The sequence below is a fragment of the Bacillus sp. TH30 genome, from assembly GCF_016650875.1.
GTDB classification, from domain to species: domain Bacteria; phylum Bacillota; class Bacilli; order Bacillales; family Bacillaceae_G; genus Bacillus_A; species Bacillus_A mycoides.
In genome coordinates this window covers 4,306,867-4,324,070 of the sequence record NZ_JAEKEY010000002.1, presented here as the reverse complement: position 1 = coordinate 4,324,070, position 17,204 = coordinate 4,306,867, and the positions used below count along the sequence as shown (strand labels likewise).

Annotated in this window: 17 protein-coding genes; 4 read left to right on the top strand and 13 right to left on the bottom strand. The window is 34.8% G+C overall.

Going from position 1 to position 17,204, the window contains the following annotated elements; translation table 11 throughout:
* Positions 1-7: 7 nt before the first annotated feature.
* Positions 8-1,353, top strand: a protein-coding gene (locus JFU20_RS24525) for an IS3 family transposase (protein WP_201038956.1) whose coding sequence is annotated in 2 segments (ribosomal slippage) — positions 8-449 and positions 449-1,353 — 1,347 coding nt in all. Because the reading frame shifts where the segments join, the coding sequence is not laid out codon by codon here.
* 56 nt (positions 1,354-1,409) lie between these two features.
* Here the strand turns inward: JFU20_RS24525 and JFU20_RS24520 are convergent.
* The 4 genes from JFU20_RS24520 to alsR all read right to left on the bottom strand — a co-directional run bounded on the left by JFU20_RS24520 (position 1,410) and on the right by alsR (position 5,093).
* On the bottom strand, positions 1,410-2,357 hold the full coding sequence (locus JFU20_RS24520; protein ID WP_002128553.1) for an ABC transporter permease: 948 nt from the start codon (positions 2,355-2,357) through the stop codon (positions 1,410-1,412).
* A complete protein-coding gene (locus tag JFU20_RS24515) occupies positions 2,350-3,261 on the bottom strand; it encodes an ABC transporter ATP-binding protein (RefSeq protein ID WP_002014392.1) in 912 nt (303 codons plus the stop codon). The genes JFU20_RS24520 and JFU20_RS24515 overlap by 8 nt, the downstream gene beginning before the upstream one ends.
* Before the next feature lie 94 nt (positions 3,262-3,355).
* Complete coding sequence (locus JFU20_RS24510; protein ID WP_002165259.1) at positions 3,356-3,931, bottom strand: FtsX-like permease family protein; 576 nt, start codon at positions 3,929-3,931, stop codon at positions 3,356-3,358.
* A gap of 253 nt (positions 3,932-4,184) precedes the next feature.
* On the bottom strand, positions 4,185-5,093 hold the full coding sequence (gene alsR / locus JFU20_RS24505) for an acetoin biosynthesis transcriptional regulator AlsR (RefSeq protein ID WP_002014396.1): 909 nt from the start codon (positions 5,091-5,093) through the stop codon (positions 4,185-4,187).
* A gap of 151 nt (positions 5,094-5,244) precedes the next feature.
* Here alsR and JFU20_RS24500 point away from each other — a divergent pair, with 151 nt between their 5' ends.
* Positions 5,245-5,610 carry a CidA/LrgA family holin-like protein gene (locus tag JFU20_RS24500; RefSeq protein WP_002014397.1) on the top strand — a complete coding sequence of 122 codons (366 nt, stop codon included), beginning with the start codon at positions 5,245-5,247 and terminating at the stop codon, positions 5,608-5,610.
* Positions 5,607-6,284: an LrgB family protein gene (locus JFU20_RS24495; RefSeq protein WP_002137763.1), complete on the top strand. Its 678-nt coding sequence runs from the start codon at positions 5,607-5,609 to the stop codon at positions 6,282-6,284. The genes JFU20_RS24500 and JFU20_RS24495 overlap by 4 nt, the downstream gene beginning before the upstream one ends.
* A 12-nt stretch (positions 6,285-6,296) precedes the next feature.
* On the opposite strand, the gene JFU20_RS24490 is transcribed toward JFU20_RS24495, so the two are convergent.
* Complete coding sequence (locus JFU20_RS24490; RefSeq protein WP_002165258.1) at positions 6,297-6,710, bottom strand: NUDIX hydrolase; 414 nt, start codon at positions 6,708-6,710, stop codon at positions 6,297-6,299.
* Between the two features lie 140 nt (positions 6,711-6,850).
* On the opposite strand from JFU20_RS24490, the gene JFU20_RS24485 reads away from it, so the two are divergent.
* Positions 6,851-7,051, top strand: a complete 201-nt coding sequence (locus JFU20_RS24485) for a DUF3903 domain-containing protein (RefSeq protein WP_002014403.1) — start codon at positions 6,851-6,853, stop codon at positions 7,049-7,051.
* A gap of 320 nt (positions 7,052-7,371) precedes the next feature.
* Here JFU20_RS24485 and JFU20_RS24480 read toward each other — a convergent pair whose 3' ends face one another.
* The 8 genes from JFU20_RS24480 to JFU20_RS24445 all read right to left on the bottom strand — a co-directional run bounded on the left by JFU20_RS24480 (position 7,372) and on the right by JFU20_RS24445 (position 17,114).
* Positions 7,372-8,127, bottom strand: coding sequence for a sulfite exporter TauE/SafE family protein (locus JFU20_RS24480; RefSeq protein ID WP_002165257.1), 756 nt, complete (start codon positions 8,125-8,127; stop codon positions 7,372-7,374).
* A gap of 108 nt (positions 8,128-8,235) precedes the next feature.
* Positions 8,236-8,382, bottom strand: a complete 147-nt coding sequence (locus JFU20_RS24475; RefSeq protein ID WP_002014405.1) for a BC1881 family protein — start codon at positions 8,380-8,382, stop codon at positions 8,236-8,238.
* 166 nt (positions 8,383-8,548) lie between these two features.
* Positions 8,549-10,276, bottom strand: coding sequence for an S-layer homology domain-containing protein (locus tag JFU20_RS24470; protein ID WP_002014406.1), 1,728 nt, complete (start codon positions 10,274-10,276; stop codon positions 8,549-8,551).
* Positions 10,277-10,496: 220 nt separating this feature from the next.
* Positions 10,497-11,066, bottom strand: a complete 570-nt coding sequence (locus JFU20_RS24465) for a hypothetical protein (RefSeq protein ID WP_002014407.1) — start codon at positions 11,064-11,066, stop codon at positions 10,497-10,499.
* 112 nt (positions 11,067-11,178) lie between these two features.
* Positions 11,179-12,213, bottom strand: coding sequence for a nuclease-related domain-containing protein (locus JFU20_RS24460; RefSeq protein WP_002014409.1), 1,035 nt, complete (start codon positions 12,211-12,213; stop codon positions 11,179-11,181).
* Between the two features lie 139 nt (positions 12,214-12,352).
* Complete coding sequence (locus JFU20_RS24455; protein ID WP_002165256.1) at positions 12,353-13,399, bottom strand: GH25 family lysozyme; 1,047 nt, start codon at positions 13,397-13,399, stop codon at positions 12,353-12,355.
* Positions 13,400-13,599: 200 nt separating this feature from the next.
* Positions 13,600-15,363, bottom strand: coding sequence for an ABC transporter ATP-binding protein (locus JFU20_RS24450; protein ID WP_002014412.1), 1,764 nt, complete (start codon positions 15,361-15,363; stop codon positions 13,600-13,602).
* The gene (locus tag JFU20_RS24445; RefSeq protein ID WP_002014413.1) at positions 15,363-17,114 is read right to left on the bottom strand and encodes an ABC transporter transmembrane domain-containing protein; all 1,752 of its coding nucleotides are present in this window, start codon (positions 17,112-17,114) and stop codon (positions 15,363-15,365) included. The genes JFU20_RS24450 and JFU20_RS24445 overlap by 1 nt, the downstream gene beginning before the upstream one ends.
* Between the last annotated feature and the right edge of the window lie 90 nt (positions 17,115-17,204).

The window sequence follows — 17,204 nt, the reverse complement described above, 5'->3', positions numbered from 1 at the left end:
ATTTTTTATGGCTAAATTTTCTTCAAAAGAAAAAATCCAAGCGGTGAAACGATATTTAGATGGTTCAGAGAGTGGAAAAACAATTGCTAAATCTATAGGAGTTACTCCTGTTTTAATTCGTGAGTGGATTAGACGATATGAATCTTCAGGTGAAAGGGCCTTTGACAAGTGCTATACATTATACCCAGCTCAGTATAAACTAGATGTACTTTATTATATGAATGAACACGGGACATCTATCAGAGAAACAGCGGCGCTTTTCAATATTCCGTCTTATGAAACACTTCGGAAATGGAAAATAGCCTATGAAACAGGAGGATTGGATGCCCTACAATCAAAGAAAAAGGGGCGTCCAACCATGAAAGATAAAAAAATAAAACCAGTAGTAGAAGGTTCAATAGAAGCACTACAAGCCGAAAATGAGCGTTTACGGATGGAAAATGCATATTTAAAAAAGTTGAATGCCTTAGTTCAAAACAAGGAAAAATCACCAAACAAGACAAAGCGCAAGTAATCTATGAGTTAAGGCATGAATTTCCTGTCAAGGAGTTACTTCAACTCGCAAACATTCCACGTAGTACGTACTATTACTGGATGAAACAGTTCAATCGTCCTGATCCAAATGCAGAAGTAAAAGAACTGATTCAAGCTATTTATAATGAACACGATGGGTGTTATGGGTATCGTCGTATTCGTGATGAACTTATGAATCGTGGACACAAAGTAAATCATAAAAAAGTGTATCGCCTTATGAAAGAATTAGGGTTAAAATGTCTTGTTCGTATGAAAAAATATCGCTCTTACAAAGGGACAGTTGGGAAAATTGCGCCAAATATTTTAAATCGCAACTTCCAAGCTGTAAAACCAAATGAAAAGTGGGTTACAGATATTACGGAGTTTAAGTTATTTGGGGAGAAGTTATACTTATCACCAATGTTGGATTTGTTTAATAGTGAAATTATTACCTATACAATTGGTTCAAGACCGACCTATTCCCTTGTTTCAACGATGTTAGATCAAGCTTTTGAACGTATAACAGATCTGGATAAACTCCTCATTCATTCTGATCAAGGTTGGCACTATCAAATGAAACAATACCTTCATTCTCTTAAGAACTGTGGCATTACTCAAAGTATGTCTCGCAAAGGAAACTGTTATGACAATGCCGTTATTGAAAATTTCTTTGGTATCATGAAATCAGAATTTCTGTATCGAAAAGAATTTGAAAGTATAACACATTTCAAACAAGAATTAGCAAAGTATATAGAATACTATAATCATAAAAGAATTAAGGCAAAATTAAAGGGTATGAGCCCGGTACAATACCGGGCTCATACCCTAGAGGCTGCCTAATGAAACGACCTGTCTAACTTTCGGGGGTCACTTCAGTTACCCTTAACGGCTTTTGCTTATGCTGTTAAATCTCGTTTTATAAATACAGTATAGGAAACCCCTAAAAATACAGCTAAGTATAGAAGAAGCATACAAGAAGCAAATGGGAATGTTACTCCATCAATAAAGCTTCCACCCTTTAAAAGCCCATATAAATCTGTATTCGCTGGTAATAAATATTTCGCCCATTCATATCTTGCTGCCGGAATTAGCGCTATTCCCCCTGATAATGCAAGAAATAAAGAAATCCCGATTGCACCTCCGCTCGATCTCGTTAAAACGGAAATCATAAAGGCAAATGCAGCATACACAAGAGTTGGTAACCAAGATAAAATATAATATTTACTTGCTTCTACGAAAATATTTTGTTTTATTATATTTCCATTTTGAACGACAAATTCAGCCCAAGCTGGTTGTTGGAATTTATAAATAATCAACCCGCATAATACGGAAAAAATCATATTAAATATAAATAATAATGCCGCAAATATAACGATTGCCAAAAACTTAGATGTTAAAATTTTAAATCGGCTCGCTGGACGAATTGTTAAAAATTTATATGTTCCCCAGCTATATTCATTCGCAAAAATCGTACTCGCATATACGAGAATAAACGGAAGTAAAATTGGAAATACGATAAAACCTGTATCTCTCATAAATGAAAGCGGAGAACTACTTGCTGGCGCTGTATTCGTATCTAAATGCTTCATTTTAAGCTGGTATTCCTTTACAAGCTCGTCTCCTGACTTTTCTGTTAAAATATCCTCTTTTTTCATGCCGAGCTTTTTCTCAATTTCTACAGTGCGTTCTGTATAATCCGCTTTCCACCCTTTTGTTTCTGGCTCTAAATATTTTACCGTAACCCATCCTAATCCAATAATTAATACCGCAATAACTGCAAAAGGAATAATCGTTCGCTTTCGCTTAAATATTTTATACAGCTCGTTATAAACTAAATTAAACAATATCTTTTCCTCCTGTTAATTCTAAAAACTGCTCTTCTAGCGTTTTTCTTTCTTCATATACACGATAAACTTGAATGTTTTTCTCCATCAATGTACGAAGAATATTTGGAACTTCTTCATCTTTCACGTTTATAATTAATTCGTTTTCTTTTACTAAAACATCGTATTCTAAAACCTCTGCTGCTTTATTCGCATCATCTACACGTATATGTATTTCTTCTGTTTCTTCCTTTTTATCACTTTGAATATTTTGTGTTGCGACATATTCTCCATGCTGAATAATAATAACCCTGTCACACATTAATTCAACTTCTGAGAGTAAGTGACTAGAAACAAGAACAGCTTTTCCTTGTTCATGCGCAATTTTCTTTATGTACATCCGCATTTCATGTATACCACTAGGATCTAATCCGTTCGTCGGTTCGTCTAGTATTAATACATCTGGATTATGTATAAGTGCCTGAGCAATTCCTAAACGCTGTCTCATACCGAGTGAATATGCTTTTACTTTACGGTCAATTACTTGTCCCATTCCTAACAATTGCACTACTTCATCGATACGCTCTTCAGTCACATTCCCATTCATTCGTCCGAAATATGTTAAATTTTCATAGCCGCTTAAGAAAGGATAAAATTCTGGTGTCTCAATTACAGCACCAATTTTCGCAGCAGTTTTTTCAAATTGCTGTTTTACAGATTGACCATCAATCCATACTTCCCCTTCTGTCATACGAATCATTCCGACCATCATTCGCATTAATGTCGTTTTTCCAGCACCATTTGGTCCTAATAAGCCAACTACTTCACCTTTTTTCACTTCAAAACTAATATTTTCTACTAACGTCTTTGAACCAATTCGCTTTGTTAATCGATCAACTTTTACGATCGCTTGCTCATTTATCATTCCATACAACCTTTCTTCTTAACTCTTTTTTTCAGTTCTTCCCACTGTATCATGATTAATAACATGTGTAAAATGAAGAAAAAGCCATGATTTCTCATGCCTTTCTCCTCGTTTCATATGACTTTTCACCCTTTAACCTTTGTGTAAACCTACAACATTGCCACATTGATATTATAATGACGGTTATCATAACAACTGCTGTTATCACTACCGCATACATCGTAATCGGTGCATTGGTTATCCCTTGGATTCCTACTGCTTTCATAAAAATAATAATAAATAATTTCAAAAATAACATACCATGAATTAATCCGAAAACAAAAGCTCCTCCGTAAGTTAATAATTGCTCCTGACATAATAAACATAACATTTCTTTTCTTGTCATCTTCACTACTTCATACGATTTAAACTCCTCTCTTCTTACCTGTAAAAGAGAGGTTGTCATTTTATATGTAACGAAAATACACACAAAAACTATAAATAGAAACATAGCATAAAACCACTTTACAAACATAGGTGTATATTCCGCTTTACTTATTACAGCTTCATTAAATCGGAATGATATCATAAAAAAACAAAGCATTGTATTCATAGCAATCCACATAAATTGTTTTAACCTTTGGGCAGCAAATGTTTGTATATTTTTTCTCGCTAACCGAAATAAAGACATAATTCCCCCCTACCTTGCTTCATAACATACGCATTCTATACTACTAGTGTATAAAAATATGACATTTTAAACATCGCACTTCAATCGGAATCTTTACTAAGCCTTTAGTCCTAGAAACCAAGCATATTTACCTCTTTAGCATTGAATAAAAAACAAAAAACGGAAATGCACTTTAGTTACATTTCCGTTTTTTGTTTAATGAGGTGAATCTTTATATAACTTAATTATCATGACTGCCTTGTAACTTCATCAACTATTCAACCTTCGCATCTTCCACTTCAATCCTTTTTTTCTCTCTTGCAATTTTCAAAAACTCTAACAACTCTGGATTGTTATTCATTTTTTTATAAGCCACTGACATTTCCGCAACAAAATTAGAATCACATAACTCTTTATATACAACTTCTGTTCTATACAATTTATTTGCGGATACAGGTATTACCGTAATTCCAATACCTGCCGCTACAAGCCCCATAACAGTTTGATACTCCGTTGCTTCTTGTACAATGTGCGGACTAAAACCTACATCACGGCAAAGCGATAAAATTGTATCATATAACGCTGGCCATACTGGTCTCGTAATAAATACGAACGGTTCATCCCTTAAATCTTCGATATGTATTTCGTCCTTTTCAGCAAGAGGATGTGCCTTCGGTAAACATAACGTACATGAAAGTTTTTGAATTGGTTCTAACTCAAGTAATTGCGTTGGAATTGGCGGACGTAAAAATCCAATATCAATTCGATTATCATGAAGTGCATGCACCTGATCCGGTGTGGACAATTCATGTAATGCTACAGACACTCTCGGAAATTTCTTTCTATACTCTCTGACGATTGACGGTAAAATATCATATATCGCCGCACCTACAAAACCAATTGAAAGTGATCCAACTTCTCCCCTTTGAGCACTTTGTGCAACTTCTACTGCTTTTTCAATTTGTTCAAACGCTTTTTTTACTTCTTTTAAAAACATTTCTCCTGCTTCTGTTAATTCAACCTTTCTCTTCGTTCTTGAAAATAACATAACTCCCATTTCTTTTTCTAATTGCTGAATTTGTTGACTAAGCGGTGGTTGTGTCATTTGTAAACGAGCAGCTGCTCGTCCAAAGTGTAATTCCTCTGCCACTACAACAAAATACTGCAAATGCCGTAATTCCATTTTGGACACCCTTTTCACTTTCGATTAATACATCTAATATATTAATAACATATAATTTATATATTAGACAAATATTTCGAATGAACGTATAGTAGAAATTGTTAATTCTTTTTTACAATTTTTATGTAAAAAACAAAGAGGTGGTTACTGTATGAAATGGTGGAAGTTAAGCGGACAAATTTTATTATTATTTTGTTTCGCTTGGACAGGTGAATGGATTACAAAACAGGCACACCTCCCAGTTCCAGGAAGTATAATCGGTATTTTTTTATTGTTAATCTCATTAAAATTTAATATAGTGAAAAAAGAATGGATACAAGACGGTGCAGACTTTTTATTAAAAGAACTTATTTTATTTTTCATCCCTTCTGCAGTCGCTGTCATTCGTTACAAAGATACATTATCACAGTATGGAATCGATCTCATTTTAATTATCGTGATTAGTACACTTTGTGTCACTCTCGTAACAGGACTTTTAACAGAATTGCTATTAAAGCGGAAAGGATCAACACAATGATCGGCTTTCTTTGTTTACTATTAACACTATTCACATATTGGGTATCTAAAAAAATGTATCAACGCTGGAATTGGAGTTTGCTTTCTCCCCTTCTTGTATGCCCAATCATTTTAATCGCTTTATTACTTGGATTAGATACACCATACGAAACCTACGAATCTGGTAGTCATTGGCTAACAGAATTATTAAAACCTGCAACAGTTGCTTTCGCATGGCCAATCTATAAACATTTTGATCTATTAAAAAAACACGGCACTGCTATTTTAATTAATGTCATTGTCGGTTCTTTTCTATCTGTTATTACTTCCGCACTACTAGCTAATTTTTTTCAAATTGACTCTACAATAGAACAAAGTTTAGCACCGCACATTGTAACAACACCTATTGCAATGGCTATTTCAGAAATGATTGGCGGCATGTCACAATTAACAGCAGTTTTCGTTGTATTAACTGCCTTAACTGGAGCTTTATTCGGTCCTACACTCATACGCATATGCCGTATTAAAACAGCGCTCGCAAAAGGTATAATGCTAGGTACTAGCGCGAATGGGACTGGAACATCAAAAGCATTTGAAATCGGTCCTGTAGAAGGTACAATTGCAAGTTTATCAATGCTTTTAACAGCTGGAGCTAGTTTAGTTATCGTTCCACTTTTCTTATCTTGGATACACTAAAAAAGCAAGTATTTACACACTTGCTTTTTTATTTACATATCGGTATATTAGCTCGTAATCCTCCGGAAAAGCTAATGTTAATTTTCCAACTTCACGTATCCCTTTCCAATCAATCTCATGTATTAACTCATCCGGATCTTGGATTTTCATATTACCGCCTATTTTTTTAACAAAGTAATAATGAACATACACCGGAATCCCGTATGTAATACCTTTTTTTTCGTATATTTTATTTACAACCTCCACATTGTAGCCTGTTTCCTCCCAAACTTCCCTGATACAACATTCTTCTAGTGTTTCTCCCTTTTCAAGTCCTCCACTTGGGACAGACCACCTTTTTTCTTCCCCTTCTTTTCCTTGCAATACCATTAAAATTTCATTTCTTTCATTCATACAAATAGCTGCCGTACCTATCCATCTCTCCATATACATCCCTCCCCTACTAAAATTCGTCTTCTTTTTTATTTCCCCTTTGAAAAAGAGGAAATAAGTAAAAAGATGCCGAAAGTTTACATCAACTTCATGAGCAGTCCCTTCTTAGAAATTCAAACCGGAAGGATGAAATTATGATTTCTAAATATGTTGTGGAATGTGTTTTTTGTGAAGAAAACCGAAAACCTCGGCAAGCCATTGTCACAGTGCCTGCTACTTCTCAGCTACTAGCCATTCAAAAAGTACGAGCTGAATGTAAACGTCGCTTCGGAAAAACTTTATTATTGCAAACAGAAATTAAAGAAGGCTTACTCATTGAACAAAAAGAAAGCTGACCATAAATTGGCCAGCTTTCTTATCCGATCATATTTTCACATGAAGATTAGGGGCATCCTCTTTAAGGATCGGGATTTACCCATTATGTGCGTTCCATAATGGTCATCGAACAATATATTTCTATACAATAAACTATTGAATAGAATAGGGCAAAACTTGTTCGCATTTTTAGAAAAGGGATAGGGATATAATTCAAGTAATACTTCGAATACTCGAACTTTATACTCATTATATTAAAGCAAATCCTTTTATATGAGAAATATGAATTACTTACATAATTCATTCGTAAAATATATTAATAGATTTCTATATATTCTCTTTAATCTACTAACAACATACATCCAGCTAATATTGGTGTCATAATCATCGAAAACCTTAGAAGCATGCGAGGTGCATAATTTGTAAACTTAGCTCCTATATATGCTCCTAACATTGTCCCGATTAAAACTTGTACTAATAATACATAATCTAAATACCCTTCCGAACTATATCCAAACCCACCTCCAATTGCGATTGGTAATATAACGAGCATTGTCGTCCCTACAGATTGACGGATTGTTAAACCTAATAGAACCATTAATCCGAGTTGGATAAAAGGTGCTGAGCCAATACCAAATGCACCTGCTAAAATTCCAGTCACCAATCCGAGGAATATACATTTAATCACGTTATCTTTCGAAAGTTCTTTATGCCCGTTTAAAGACGACTGTGATCTTTTTTGAAACATAATCAACCGAATAAACATAAAAATTGCCGATAAAAATAACATACCAGCTGTAAACCAATGCAACAGATGTGCTGGTATTAACGAACCAAACTTTGAACCAATATAGGATCCCAACGCGCCAAATCCCCCAACAACTCCGCCTATTACAAGCACAACATTCCCTTCTCGGTAATGACTTACTACTCCAGATAATGTCGTAAATGCCATCGCAGTTAAAGATGTTGCAAGAGCAACATGAATAGGGATATGGAATACTAGAGTGAGTATCGCGATGATAAATCCTGCTCCCCCTGCTCCGACAAATCCTAATAAAACTCCCATTAATAACATTGTTATAATAATTGCCACATAATTCCCCTCCAATATCCCAATTATCTATCATATACACACTTCTATACAAACAAAAAGCACCCTAAGCGGATGCTCTGACTACTTTTCTTTATTGATAATATGTACTTAATCTTGATTAATTAAAATAACAGCTGGACCAGAGACAACTACTCCGGCCACTTCTATCTTTTCAAATTCCATCACTGTAATAGATATAACCCCTTCTCTTTCCATCAATTCCTTACTCAGGACTTCAGTCGGTATTGATTTCACCGTCCTACCTCCTTTTCATTTTATACAAAATTACAAAAAACTACCCAATGCATCTAAATATATGCATCACCTCCGCTTTCATTCCTTATTCCAGTCAAAATTCACATCCCCTTTCTATAACATATTGAAAAATAAAAAAGCACTCGCCAAAGCGAATGCCTTTCCATTATTTACTCTCTATTACTTTTAACATTCTATTAATAAATGCTGCCGATTCCCCACGTGTTGCAGAACCTTTTGGCATAAACTCATTATTCTCATTCCCTTTTACAATACCTAACCCATAAACACGTTGAACCGCCTGTTTATCATACGCTAAATTTTGATCCGTAAATGGTAATGAAACTAAATTACCTTTTATATTTTTGTATTGCAATGCACGATCAATCATAATAACAGCTTCATCACGTTTAATCGTATCATTCGGAGCAAATATATCATTTCCTCGTCCACTTATAATCCCAGCACTAGCTGCACGATTAATACCATCTACTAACGATGGATGGGCTGTGCTTAAATCTTTGAAATTCGATTTCCCCTCTGGTAATTGCAATGATCTTGAAACTAAATTCGCAAATTCACCACGTGTTACAAGGCGTTCTGGCCAGTAAGAACCCTTTCCGTCTCCAACCATAATACCTCTTTTATCTAATTCACGAATATCTGCTTCATACCAACCGCCAGTTATATCATCTTTATGATTCGCATCATAATAAGCTTTCGTTCCCTGTAAAAATGGCTCCCACGCATTATTCCTTATCATAATGGCCGGACAATTCTTTCCGCTCCAAAATTGATGTTTTTTCACATTTTCTAAAGGAATATTTAATTCCCCCATTAAATAGGCTGCTAGTTTGCGAGCATTTTCCACAGCTTTATTATAATCACCATCTTGATTGACAGCAATTTCAATTGCAATTGATTCTCTGTTACCGGTTCCTTCTGATCCATCTCCAGCATGCCAACCATTTTCATTTAATGGTAGATGTTGATAAATTTCTTTATCATCTACTGTAAAATGCCAAGATGCTGAACGATCAGTCGTTCCTGTTGCTTGACTGTATAAATATTGTGCATGGTTTCTAGCATTTGCTCCAACACTATAATTATCTGTCTCATGAATTGTAATGTATTTTGGTTTCATCGCATAACCTGGACGAATATTTTCATTACCTGTTGGTACAATCATTTCCTTTAATGGTACACCGTAAATATCCGTTGTTTTCTCTTCTATTGGTGCAGTATACATAACCGCTGCACGTTTCGTACGAGTTGGAGTTGTGCTTTGAATAAGAGATGCTTTTGTACCCTCAAATTTTGCTGAAGGTGAATAAATCCATTTCACCTCATTATCTATTTGGACTTGGAACCACTCTCCAACTTGTCCAATTGCAATAATTGTTTGCGGTTGTAACACTTTCTCGTCTTTATATGAATTAAATGGTGCGGAATATGTAGCTGTCTCTTCATTAATTACTAATTTTTCGTTTGCCAAGTGATAAACTTCCTTAACCTCTACATTTCCTTCACTACTTTGTATCCACCCAGCTCCAGATTCTGTTTGTATATAGTAAGCGTTTCCTTTTTGTTTTTCGGCTTTCACTACTTGATTAGAAAGCTGAACACCTGTCGCTTTTTGTAACTCAGCAGAATCAAATAAAGATGCTGAACCTATTATATGTACAAAAAAATCTCCTTGTACTTCATTTGTTATTCCTTTGCTCTCTCCACGTCCATCTTCATCTTTCATATGGCTTTCAATACTTTTTAATGCTTGATCGTCTGTTGAAATTGTTACGGTCTTTTCTACTGTGTCTGCATAGGAAAAACTTGGAATTGTTACCATGCTAAATACAATTGATGCAGCTAAAACATTATAAAATTCTTTTTTCATACTAATTATTTAACACGTTTATATCTTAATTCGTGTTAACTTCCCTCCCTAATCTCAAATATTTAAGGCTATCTAGCAGACTTCTAAACTAAATAACCCTTTACAATATAACAAACTCTATCTCATTCGTATAGATAGGAATGACTACTATTTGCCTACTTTTTCTATATTGGAATATAGAAAAGAAGCTATAAAAGATATAGCTTCTCCTCTCACTATTTCAATCTCGTTGTACCTTATACTCTATAACTCTACCATCTTTATCAAATTGCAAAACAAGACATTCACTATCTATAGGAATGAAACCACGTTCATTCCCAAGATAGTACAAAGTAGTAATTCCCTCTGCCCAACTTCTCGTTTTCATAGGGGTCCCTAACAATTTTGTAATTTCCTCGTTTGATTTCCCTATCAATTTATGCTCCTGTAATAGGTCATCTACCATATGTACTCGTTTTTCTTCATAATTTAACCACCGATCCTGATTAAAATTTGAAGTGTATTTATTTATACTTAATTGTACGGTGCATACTAGCAATGGAATGAGACCTACCATCATTATAGTGAACAGTTGTTTCTTACCTTTATCACGTCTTGCCGAAACATGTAAGATAAACTTTTGAATAATAACTAATAAAATAAAAGGCATTACTACCACCAAAATACTCATTACACTCAATGACACATGAACCATATCAATAACGAAAATAAACGCAATGTACATTAATATATACAAACAAAAATAAATGTACAACATTCCCCACAATATAGAGCTTTTACCTTTCTCCATCCAAATAACACCTTCTTTATCCCACTATTTGCAAACAGTTATACTCCCACCTCAAAATTCGGCTGTACAGGGTAGGAGCCAGGGTGCCCATAAAACCCTACTGATTAAAGTTTTACTTCGCGACATAATTCATCTGACCAATCATATCTCTAATCTTTCTTAGTTCTTGTGCTGTATATATTACTTTACTTGTTAAAAGTTCATTTCTGAAAAACGTTACAATTTGCTCTCTATCTTTAAATCTCGGCAATTCTTCATTAGAAAGATCAATAACTTCTTTTCCACTCTCATTTTCAAAATATACAATTGGTTTTACTTTTTCCTTTACAATATCTACTTGCATTTCTTCCAAACAATTATATAAAGTTTGAGATAGCATTTTCGCTTTATACGCTGGATTCCCTTCATTTCTTACTTGCAAAGTTAATGAAGTTCCATCCGTAATAAATTCAAATGTCTCTTCTTTTTCAATTTCATGTTGATACTTACCAATTTCCTCAATCATAAATGAATATATACCCGCATTTTCTCTCGTTAAGCCATGGATTAATTTCCCTGTCCATTCTTTCGTCTCAAGTAGATAAATACCAGTTTTACATAAGATAAGGTGATGAATTCGATTATCATTTATGTCACGTTTATCTCTATATTTATTGCGTATCATAAAAACGTTCGGTATAATATGAAACTCTTCGTCTAGTATTATTCCTTGCTCAACGAAACCTCGCTTCATATAATGTAATGTTTCATGTGCATTCACTTCAGCACCATTTTTGGTATATTCTCGTAAATCCGCAATTAAATTTTGAAACATATGTATTTCACTACTATGCTTATCTTGCATTTCACTACGTTCTTTACTATGTTGAACAGCCAATTGATTTTTCATCATACGCATATTTTCAAGTTCTCTAGCTGTATTCACTTGTAAATCATTATATTTTTTCTGTTCCATATTCTTTAAAGTATCCTGTTGTTCTTTATGCCCTGTAATCGTAGCTGCAATCTCATTTTCATACGTTTCAATCGCTTGTTTCTTTTCAAACTCTACTTGCTGACTCTCTGATTCTAACTGTTTATTTTTATAAAACAGTACAAACACTACAGCTAATAATATTAAAATCCCACCTATTAGCACATACTCCATATTATTACTCCTTTATTTCATTTCCGATTATTTTTAAACATATATCAATTACATTATACTATGCTATCAATATATACTTTGTAAAAATTATATATTTTTAATAAAAGGCACCTCAGTCGAGATACCTTTTAAGTTCACTTTATTGTACACCATATTGAATATAACTTGAATCATAGTATACCCATTGATTTGTCCCTAAGCAAAGCCATCCATCTAGCTTACTCCATACTCGATATGATTCACCATGATGTAACTGTCTTATAACATTCCCGTTTAATGATGGAGCATCTCGCAGATTCACATTATCGCCAGTAATAGTTGCTACATAATGTTTATACTGAATATAACTTGAATCATTATATACCCACTGATTTGTCCCTAAGCAGAGCCATCCATTTTGTTCTCCCCAAACTTCATATGATTCGCCACGATTCAATTGGCGAATTACACTAGACTGTAAAGATGGTCCACTTCGTAAATTCACATTATCTCCATTAATTACAGCAACTCCATATACTGGAGTCGCATTATTAGGCGTGGGAACATTACCTCCACCACTTGCTCCATTTCCTTGTAAAGCTTCTAATGAAACAGCTGCTGATACATCACAATTTCCTACACCTGAAATTTGACCAGAATCTGTGTACTGCCATGCTGTCCACTCTGTCCATCCACCAGCATCAGCAGGCGGTATACTAGAATATCTGGAAATCCATAGTGGAATGTCACTTAACCCGCTAATTCCAAATTCATTAATATACCAAACTCCTGTATATAACATTACATCTTTCCCAGTAGCTTGTTTCACATAATTTACGAAACTTCTTGCCCAATTCGATATAGTCGCACCCGTTAAACTACTATTGCTAGTATCCGTTGGCGATTCTAAATCTAAAACAGGAATTAAGTCCGTCTGATTACTCTGTAATATATTCACAAAATATTTCGCTTCTGAAATGGCATCATTTTGTTCTGGGTGCGCAAAATGATATGCACCAATTAATACATTCGCATCTCTCGCAGCTTGTACATTTTGAACGAAAGTAGGGTCAATATAGTTCACACCTTCCGTCGCTTTTGCATACGCCGCTGGAATGCCAGATGACTTCACAGCATTCCAGTCGATGCTTCCTTCCCAATGAGACACATCGATAAACGTAACATTTGAACTGGATCTATTTTGCATATAAAAGCTCCTATCAAATTTTTTTATTCCGTATACAATATGTATAGCTTCAGTTAGTGGACACGACGTTTATGCTAGAGTAATAAAGTTCTAATATATTTATTTTGTCGAGACGCTTAAGAAAAAAGTGGAATTAAAAATACACCGTCCACCAGAAACTCCATTAATACACTTTTAACACCTCAAAAAAGGCCTTGTAATTACAAGGCCTTTTGTAAAATCCCTTTATTTTGCAGTAAGTACATATTGTAATAAAGTCCTTGTTTACTAAGTAGCTCTTGATGTGTTCCGCTTTCTACAATTTCCCCTTCATGCATAACAAATATTTGATCCGCATCTTGGATTGTAGACAATCTGTGCGCAATCGCTATCGTTGTTCTACCTTTTCGCATTTGCTGCAATGCCGTTTGGATAGCCTCCTCTGTTTCTGTATCAATATTTGCCGTCGCTTCATCTAACACTAATACTTTCGGATTGGTTGCTATCGTTCTAGCAAAAGCAATTAATTGCCTTTGACCACTAGAAAATGCAGCTCCTCTTTCGACAACTTCTGTATCATACTGCTCTGGTAATTTTTCAATAAACGTATTCGCTTGCACAAACTTTGCCGCTTCCTCTATCTCTTCATCCGTAATCTCTTCATTATACATACGAATGTTTTGCTTTACATTTCCAGCAAATAAAAATGCATCTTGCAGCACAAGACCAATTTTCTTTCGAATTTCTTGTTCTTCAAACTTCTCTAAATCTACTCCGTCTATTACAATATTTCCTGATTTAATATTGTAAAATCTCATTAATAAATTCATAATCGTACTCTTTCCGCTACCAGTATGCCCTACGAAAGCAACCGTTTGCCCTGGCTTTACGTGAAAAGATACATTTTTTAAAACGTCCCGCTTTCCATCATATGAAAAAGTAACATCTTTAAACTGAATTTCCCCATTAGCTACTCGTGGCTGTTCACTCCCCATTTGAACAGGAGCTAAATCTTTATCATCCATTAAATGAAATACACGCGATGATGAAACAAGCGCTTGCTGGAAGAAAGATAGTTTCATCATCATCTCATTTACCGGCTGGAAGAAACGATGAATATAGTTAACGAAAGCATATAAAACCCCTACTTCAACAGGACTCTTTAAAGCATCGATTCCGAATAAACCAAGTACTAACGCAATTGCTACAATATGAACAAGATCTGTTGCTGGACGTAAAAGTAATGCATCTAATTTCAATGTACGACGTCCAGCACTAAAATGTTTATTGTTCACTTCTTCAAATTCTTTTCTCATCCGCTTTTCTTGCCGGAATACCTGAACAATATTCATACCTTGAATGGACTCATTTAACTTTGCATTTAATATACTCAGCTGATTACGTACCTCTAAATAAAAAGCTGCACTTTTCCGTTGATACAACACCATAATTGCAAACATTACCGGAATTAATATGAGCGAAAATAGCGCTAATTTTACATCTAATAAAAACATCGCTACTAAAATCCCTACTAAAAAGACTACATTTTTCACGAATGTTGATAGTACACTAACATAAAAATCCTTAATCGCTTCTGTATCATTCGTTATGCGAGATACGAGCGTACCAATCGGCGTACGATCAAAGAAGCTTAATGACAATTTTTGAACATGTTCATACACTTCAACTCGCATATCTTGGACAATCTTAAAAGCGATATTTTGAAAGTACAATAAGTCTAAATAAGTAAATAATACTTTTAATAAATGAGCAATAATATACACTACAAATAGGGTTACAAGTGCTGATTGTTCAAAGTTACCTGGCACTAAGTGTTCATCAAGAAATTGTTTAATTAAAAAAGGACCCATCATTTCAGTTACAGTTGCACCAACTAGAAATAAAAATGCTAACGCCAATAACCCTTTATAGGGCCTCATATAAGAAAGCAACCTTCTTAAATCACTCCGTTTTTTCTCAGCCATCATACGCCTCCTTTCTCTACTAATGCCTCTAACTGCTGGCTTTCGTACATTTCTTTATACCAACCATTTTCTTTCATTAATTGCTCATGTGTCCCTCGCTGCATAACCCTACCTTCATCAATAACAAGAATAAGATTTGCATGCTGAATAGCACTTAAACGATGGGCAGTAATAATCGTCGTTTTCTCTGCCCTTTCTCGTTTCAATGCAGTTAAAATAGTTTCTTCTGTTTTTGCATCTACGGCTGATAAACAATCATCTAATATTAAAATTTCAGCATTTGTTAATAATGCACGCGCAATAGAGATTCTCTGTTTTTGACCTCCTGATAGTGAAACGCCCCTTTCACCTACTACAGTGTCATACCCTTCTGGAAATTGAAATATATCATTATGAATACAAGCAATATCAGCAGCTCGGCTAATTTCTTTATATGTAGCATCGGCCTTTCCAAAAGCAATGTTCTCCCCAATACTCGCTGAAAATAAAAAGTGATCTTGCGGTACATATGAAATTGCAGAACGCACACCGTGAAGCGTTAAATCTCGAATATCCCGCTCCCCAACTTTTAATTCACCATTAAAATGATCATACTCTCGAATTAAACATTTTAATAACGTCGTCTTCCCTGCACCGGTACGCCCTACAACTCCTAACGTTTCACCTTTTCTTAAGTTAAAGTAAATATCTTTTAAGTTTAATAGTTCATTCTTTTTATAAGAAAACGAATCAACAGCAAACGAAACATCACCACTTGCTATAGTATTTATAGCATTGTCCCTATTCACTACATCTGAAGTTTGTGAAAGTATTTTCTCCACACGATCATACGAAGCACGTCCACGCTCCATAATATTAAATAGCCATCCAAACGCTAACATTGGCCATACAAGTGTCCCTAAGTACGTTGTAAATGTTACTAATTCCCCTACAGTTAATTCACCTCGTACAACTAATAATGATCCGTAACAAATTGCGATCAAAAATGAAAATCCGACAATTAGGGAAATCGTTGGATCGAATAACGAGTCAATACGTGCAACTAGCATATTTTTATGTACGACATCTTCAGATTTCTTCCGAAACGCTTGTAAATCCTCTTTCTCTTGTCCAAGTGAGCGAATTACCTTCATCCCACTCATACTTTCTTGTACTTTATCATTGATTTCAGAAAACGATTGCTGTGCCTTATGAAATCTTCTATGCAATAAAGTTCCATAATAATTTGTAGAAATAGCTACAATTGGCATCGGAATTAAACTTAATAACGTTAACTTCCAACTAATTGTAAACCCCATCGCTACGAGTACACATCCTCCAACAGCTAATGAATCAACGAGTGTTAAAACACCTGACCCCGCAGTTTGCTGAATGGCCTGAATATCATTTGTCGCATGTGCCATCAAATCGCCTGTGCGACGTGATTGATAAAAGGATGGGCTCATCTTAGTAAAATGTTCATATAGATTCTTTCGCAGTTGACGAGCTAGTTTTAAAGAAGATCCAAAAATCATAATACGCCATAAGTAACGTAATATATACATCGTAATTCCTACAACTACTAATAGAATAACCCAGTTCAACAATTTTTCAGACGTTAATGTTCCATTATTAATTTCATCTACTACAATGCCCAGTACTCTTGGCGCTACAAGTTCAAGAAGCGCGACACCAAATAACATAATAATTCCGATTATGTACGCTCGTTTTTCTTGCTTAAAAAACCAAGCTAAATTAAAAAACACTTTCATATTTATCCTCCTCCCTTAAAATGAGCGATGTTTTCAGTTTACCAAAAACACAGAATTTTTAAAAGTTTTAAATATCTTTTATAACCAAAA

Bases quoted from the DNA above. Each gene is read 5' to 3' on its own strand.
- JFU20_RS24515 (WP_002014392.1), bottom strand. From the start codon at position 3,261: ATGATAAATGAGCAAGCGATCGTAAAAGTTGATCGATTAACAAAGCGA.
- JFU20_RS24510 (WP_002165259.1), bottom strand. From the start codon at position 3,931: ATGTCTTTATTTCGGTTAGCGAGAAAAAATATACAAACATTTGCTGCC.
- alsR (WP_002014396.1), bottom strand. From the start codon at position 5,093: ATGGAATTACGGCATTTGCAGTATTTTGTTGTAGTGGCAGAGGAATTA.
- JFU20_RS24500 (WP_002014397.1), top strand. From the start codon at position 5,245: ATGAAATGGTGGAAGTTAAGCGGACAAATTTTATTATTATTTTGTTTC.
- JFU20_RS24495 (WP_002137763.1), top strand. From the start codon at position 5,607: ATGATCGGCTTTCTTTGTTTACTATTAACACTATTCACATATTGGGTA.
- JFU20_RS24490 (WP_002165258.1), bottom strand. From the start codon at position 6,710: ATGGAGAGATGGATAGGTACGGCAGCTATTTGTATGAATGAAAGAAAT.
- JFU20_RS24485 (WP_002014403.1), top strand. From the start codon at position 6,851: ATGATTTCTAAATATGTTGTGGAATGTGTTTTTTGTGAAGAAAACCGA.
- JFU20_RS24470 (WP_002014406.1), bottom strand. From the start codon at position 10,276: ATGAAAAAAGAATTTTATAATGTTTTAGCTGCATCAATTGTATTTAGC.
- JFU20_RS24465 (WP_002014407.1), bottom strand. From the start codon at position 11,066: ATGGAGAAAGGTAAAAGCTCTATATTGTGGGGAATGTTGTACATTTAT.
- JFU20_RS24460 (WP_002014409.1), bottom strand. From the start codon at position 12,213: ATGGAGTATGTGCTAATAGGTGGGATTTTAATATTATTAGCTGTAGTG.
- JFU20_RS24455 (WP_002165256.1), bottom strand. From the start codon at position 13,399: ATGCAAAATAGATCCAGTTCAAATGTTACGTTTATCGATGTGTCTCAT.
- JFU20_RS24450 (WP_002014412.1), bottom strand. From the start codon at position 15,363: ATGGCTGAGAAAAAACGGAGTGATTTAAGAAGGTTGCTTTCTTATATG.
- JFU20_RS24445 (WP_002014413.1), bottom strand. From the start codon at position 17,114: ATGAAAGTGTTTTTTAATTTAGCTTGGTTTTTTAAGCAAGAAAAACGA.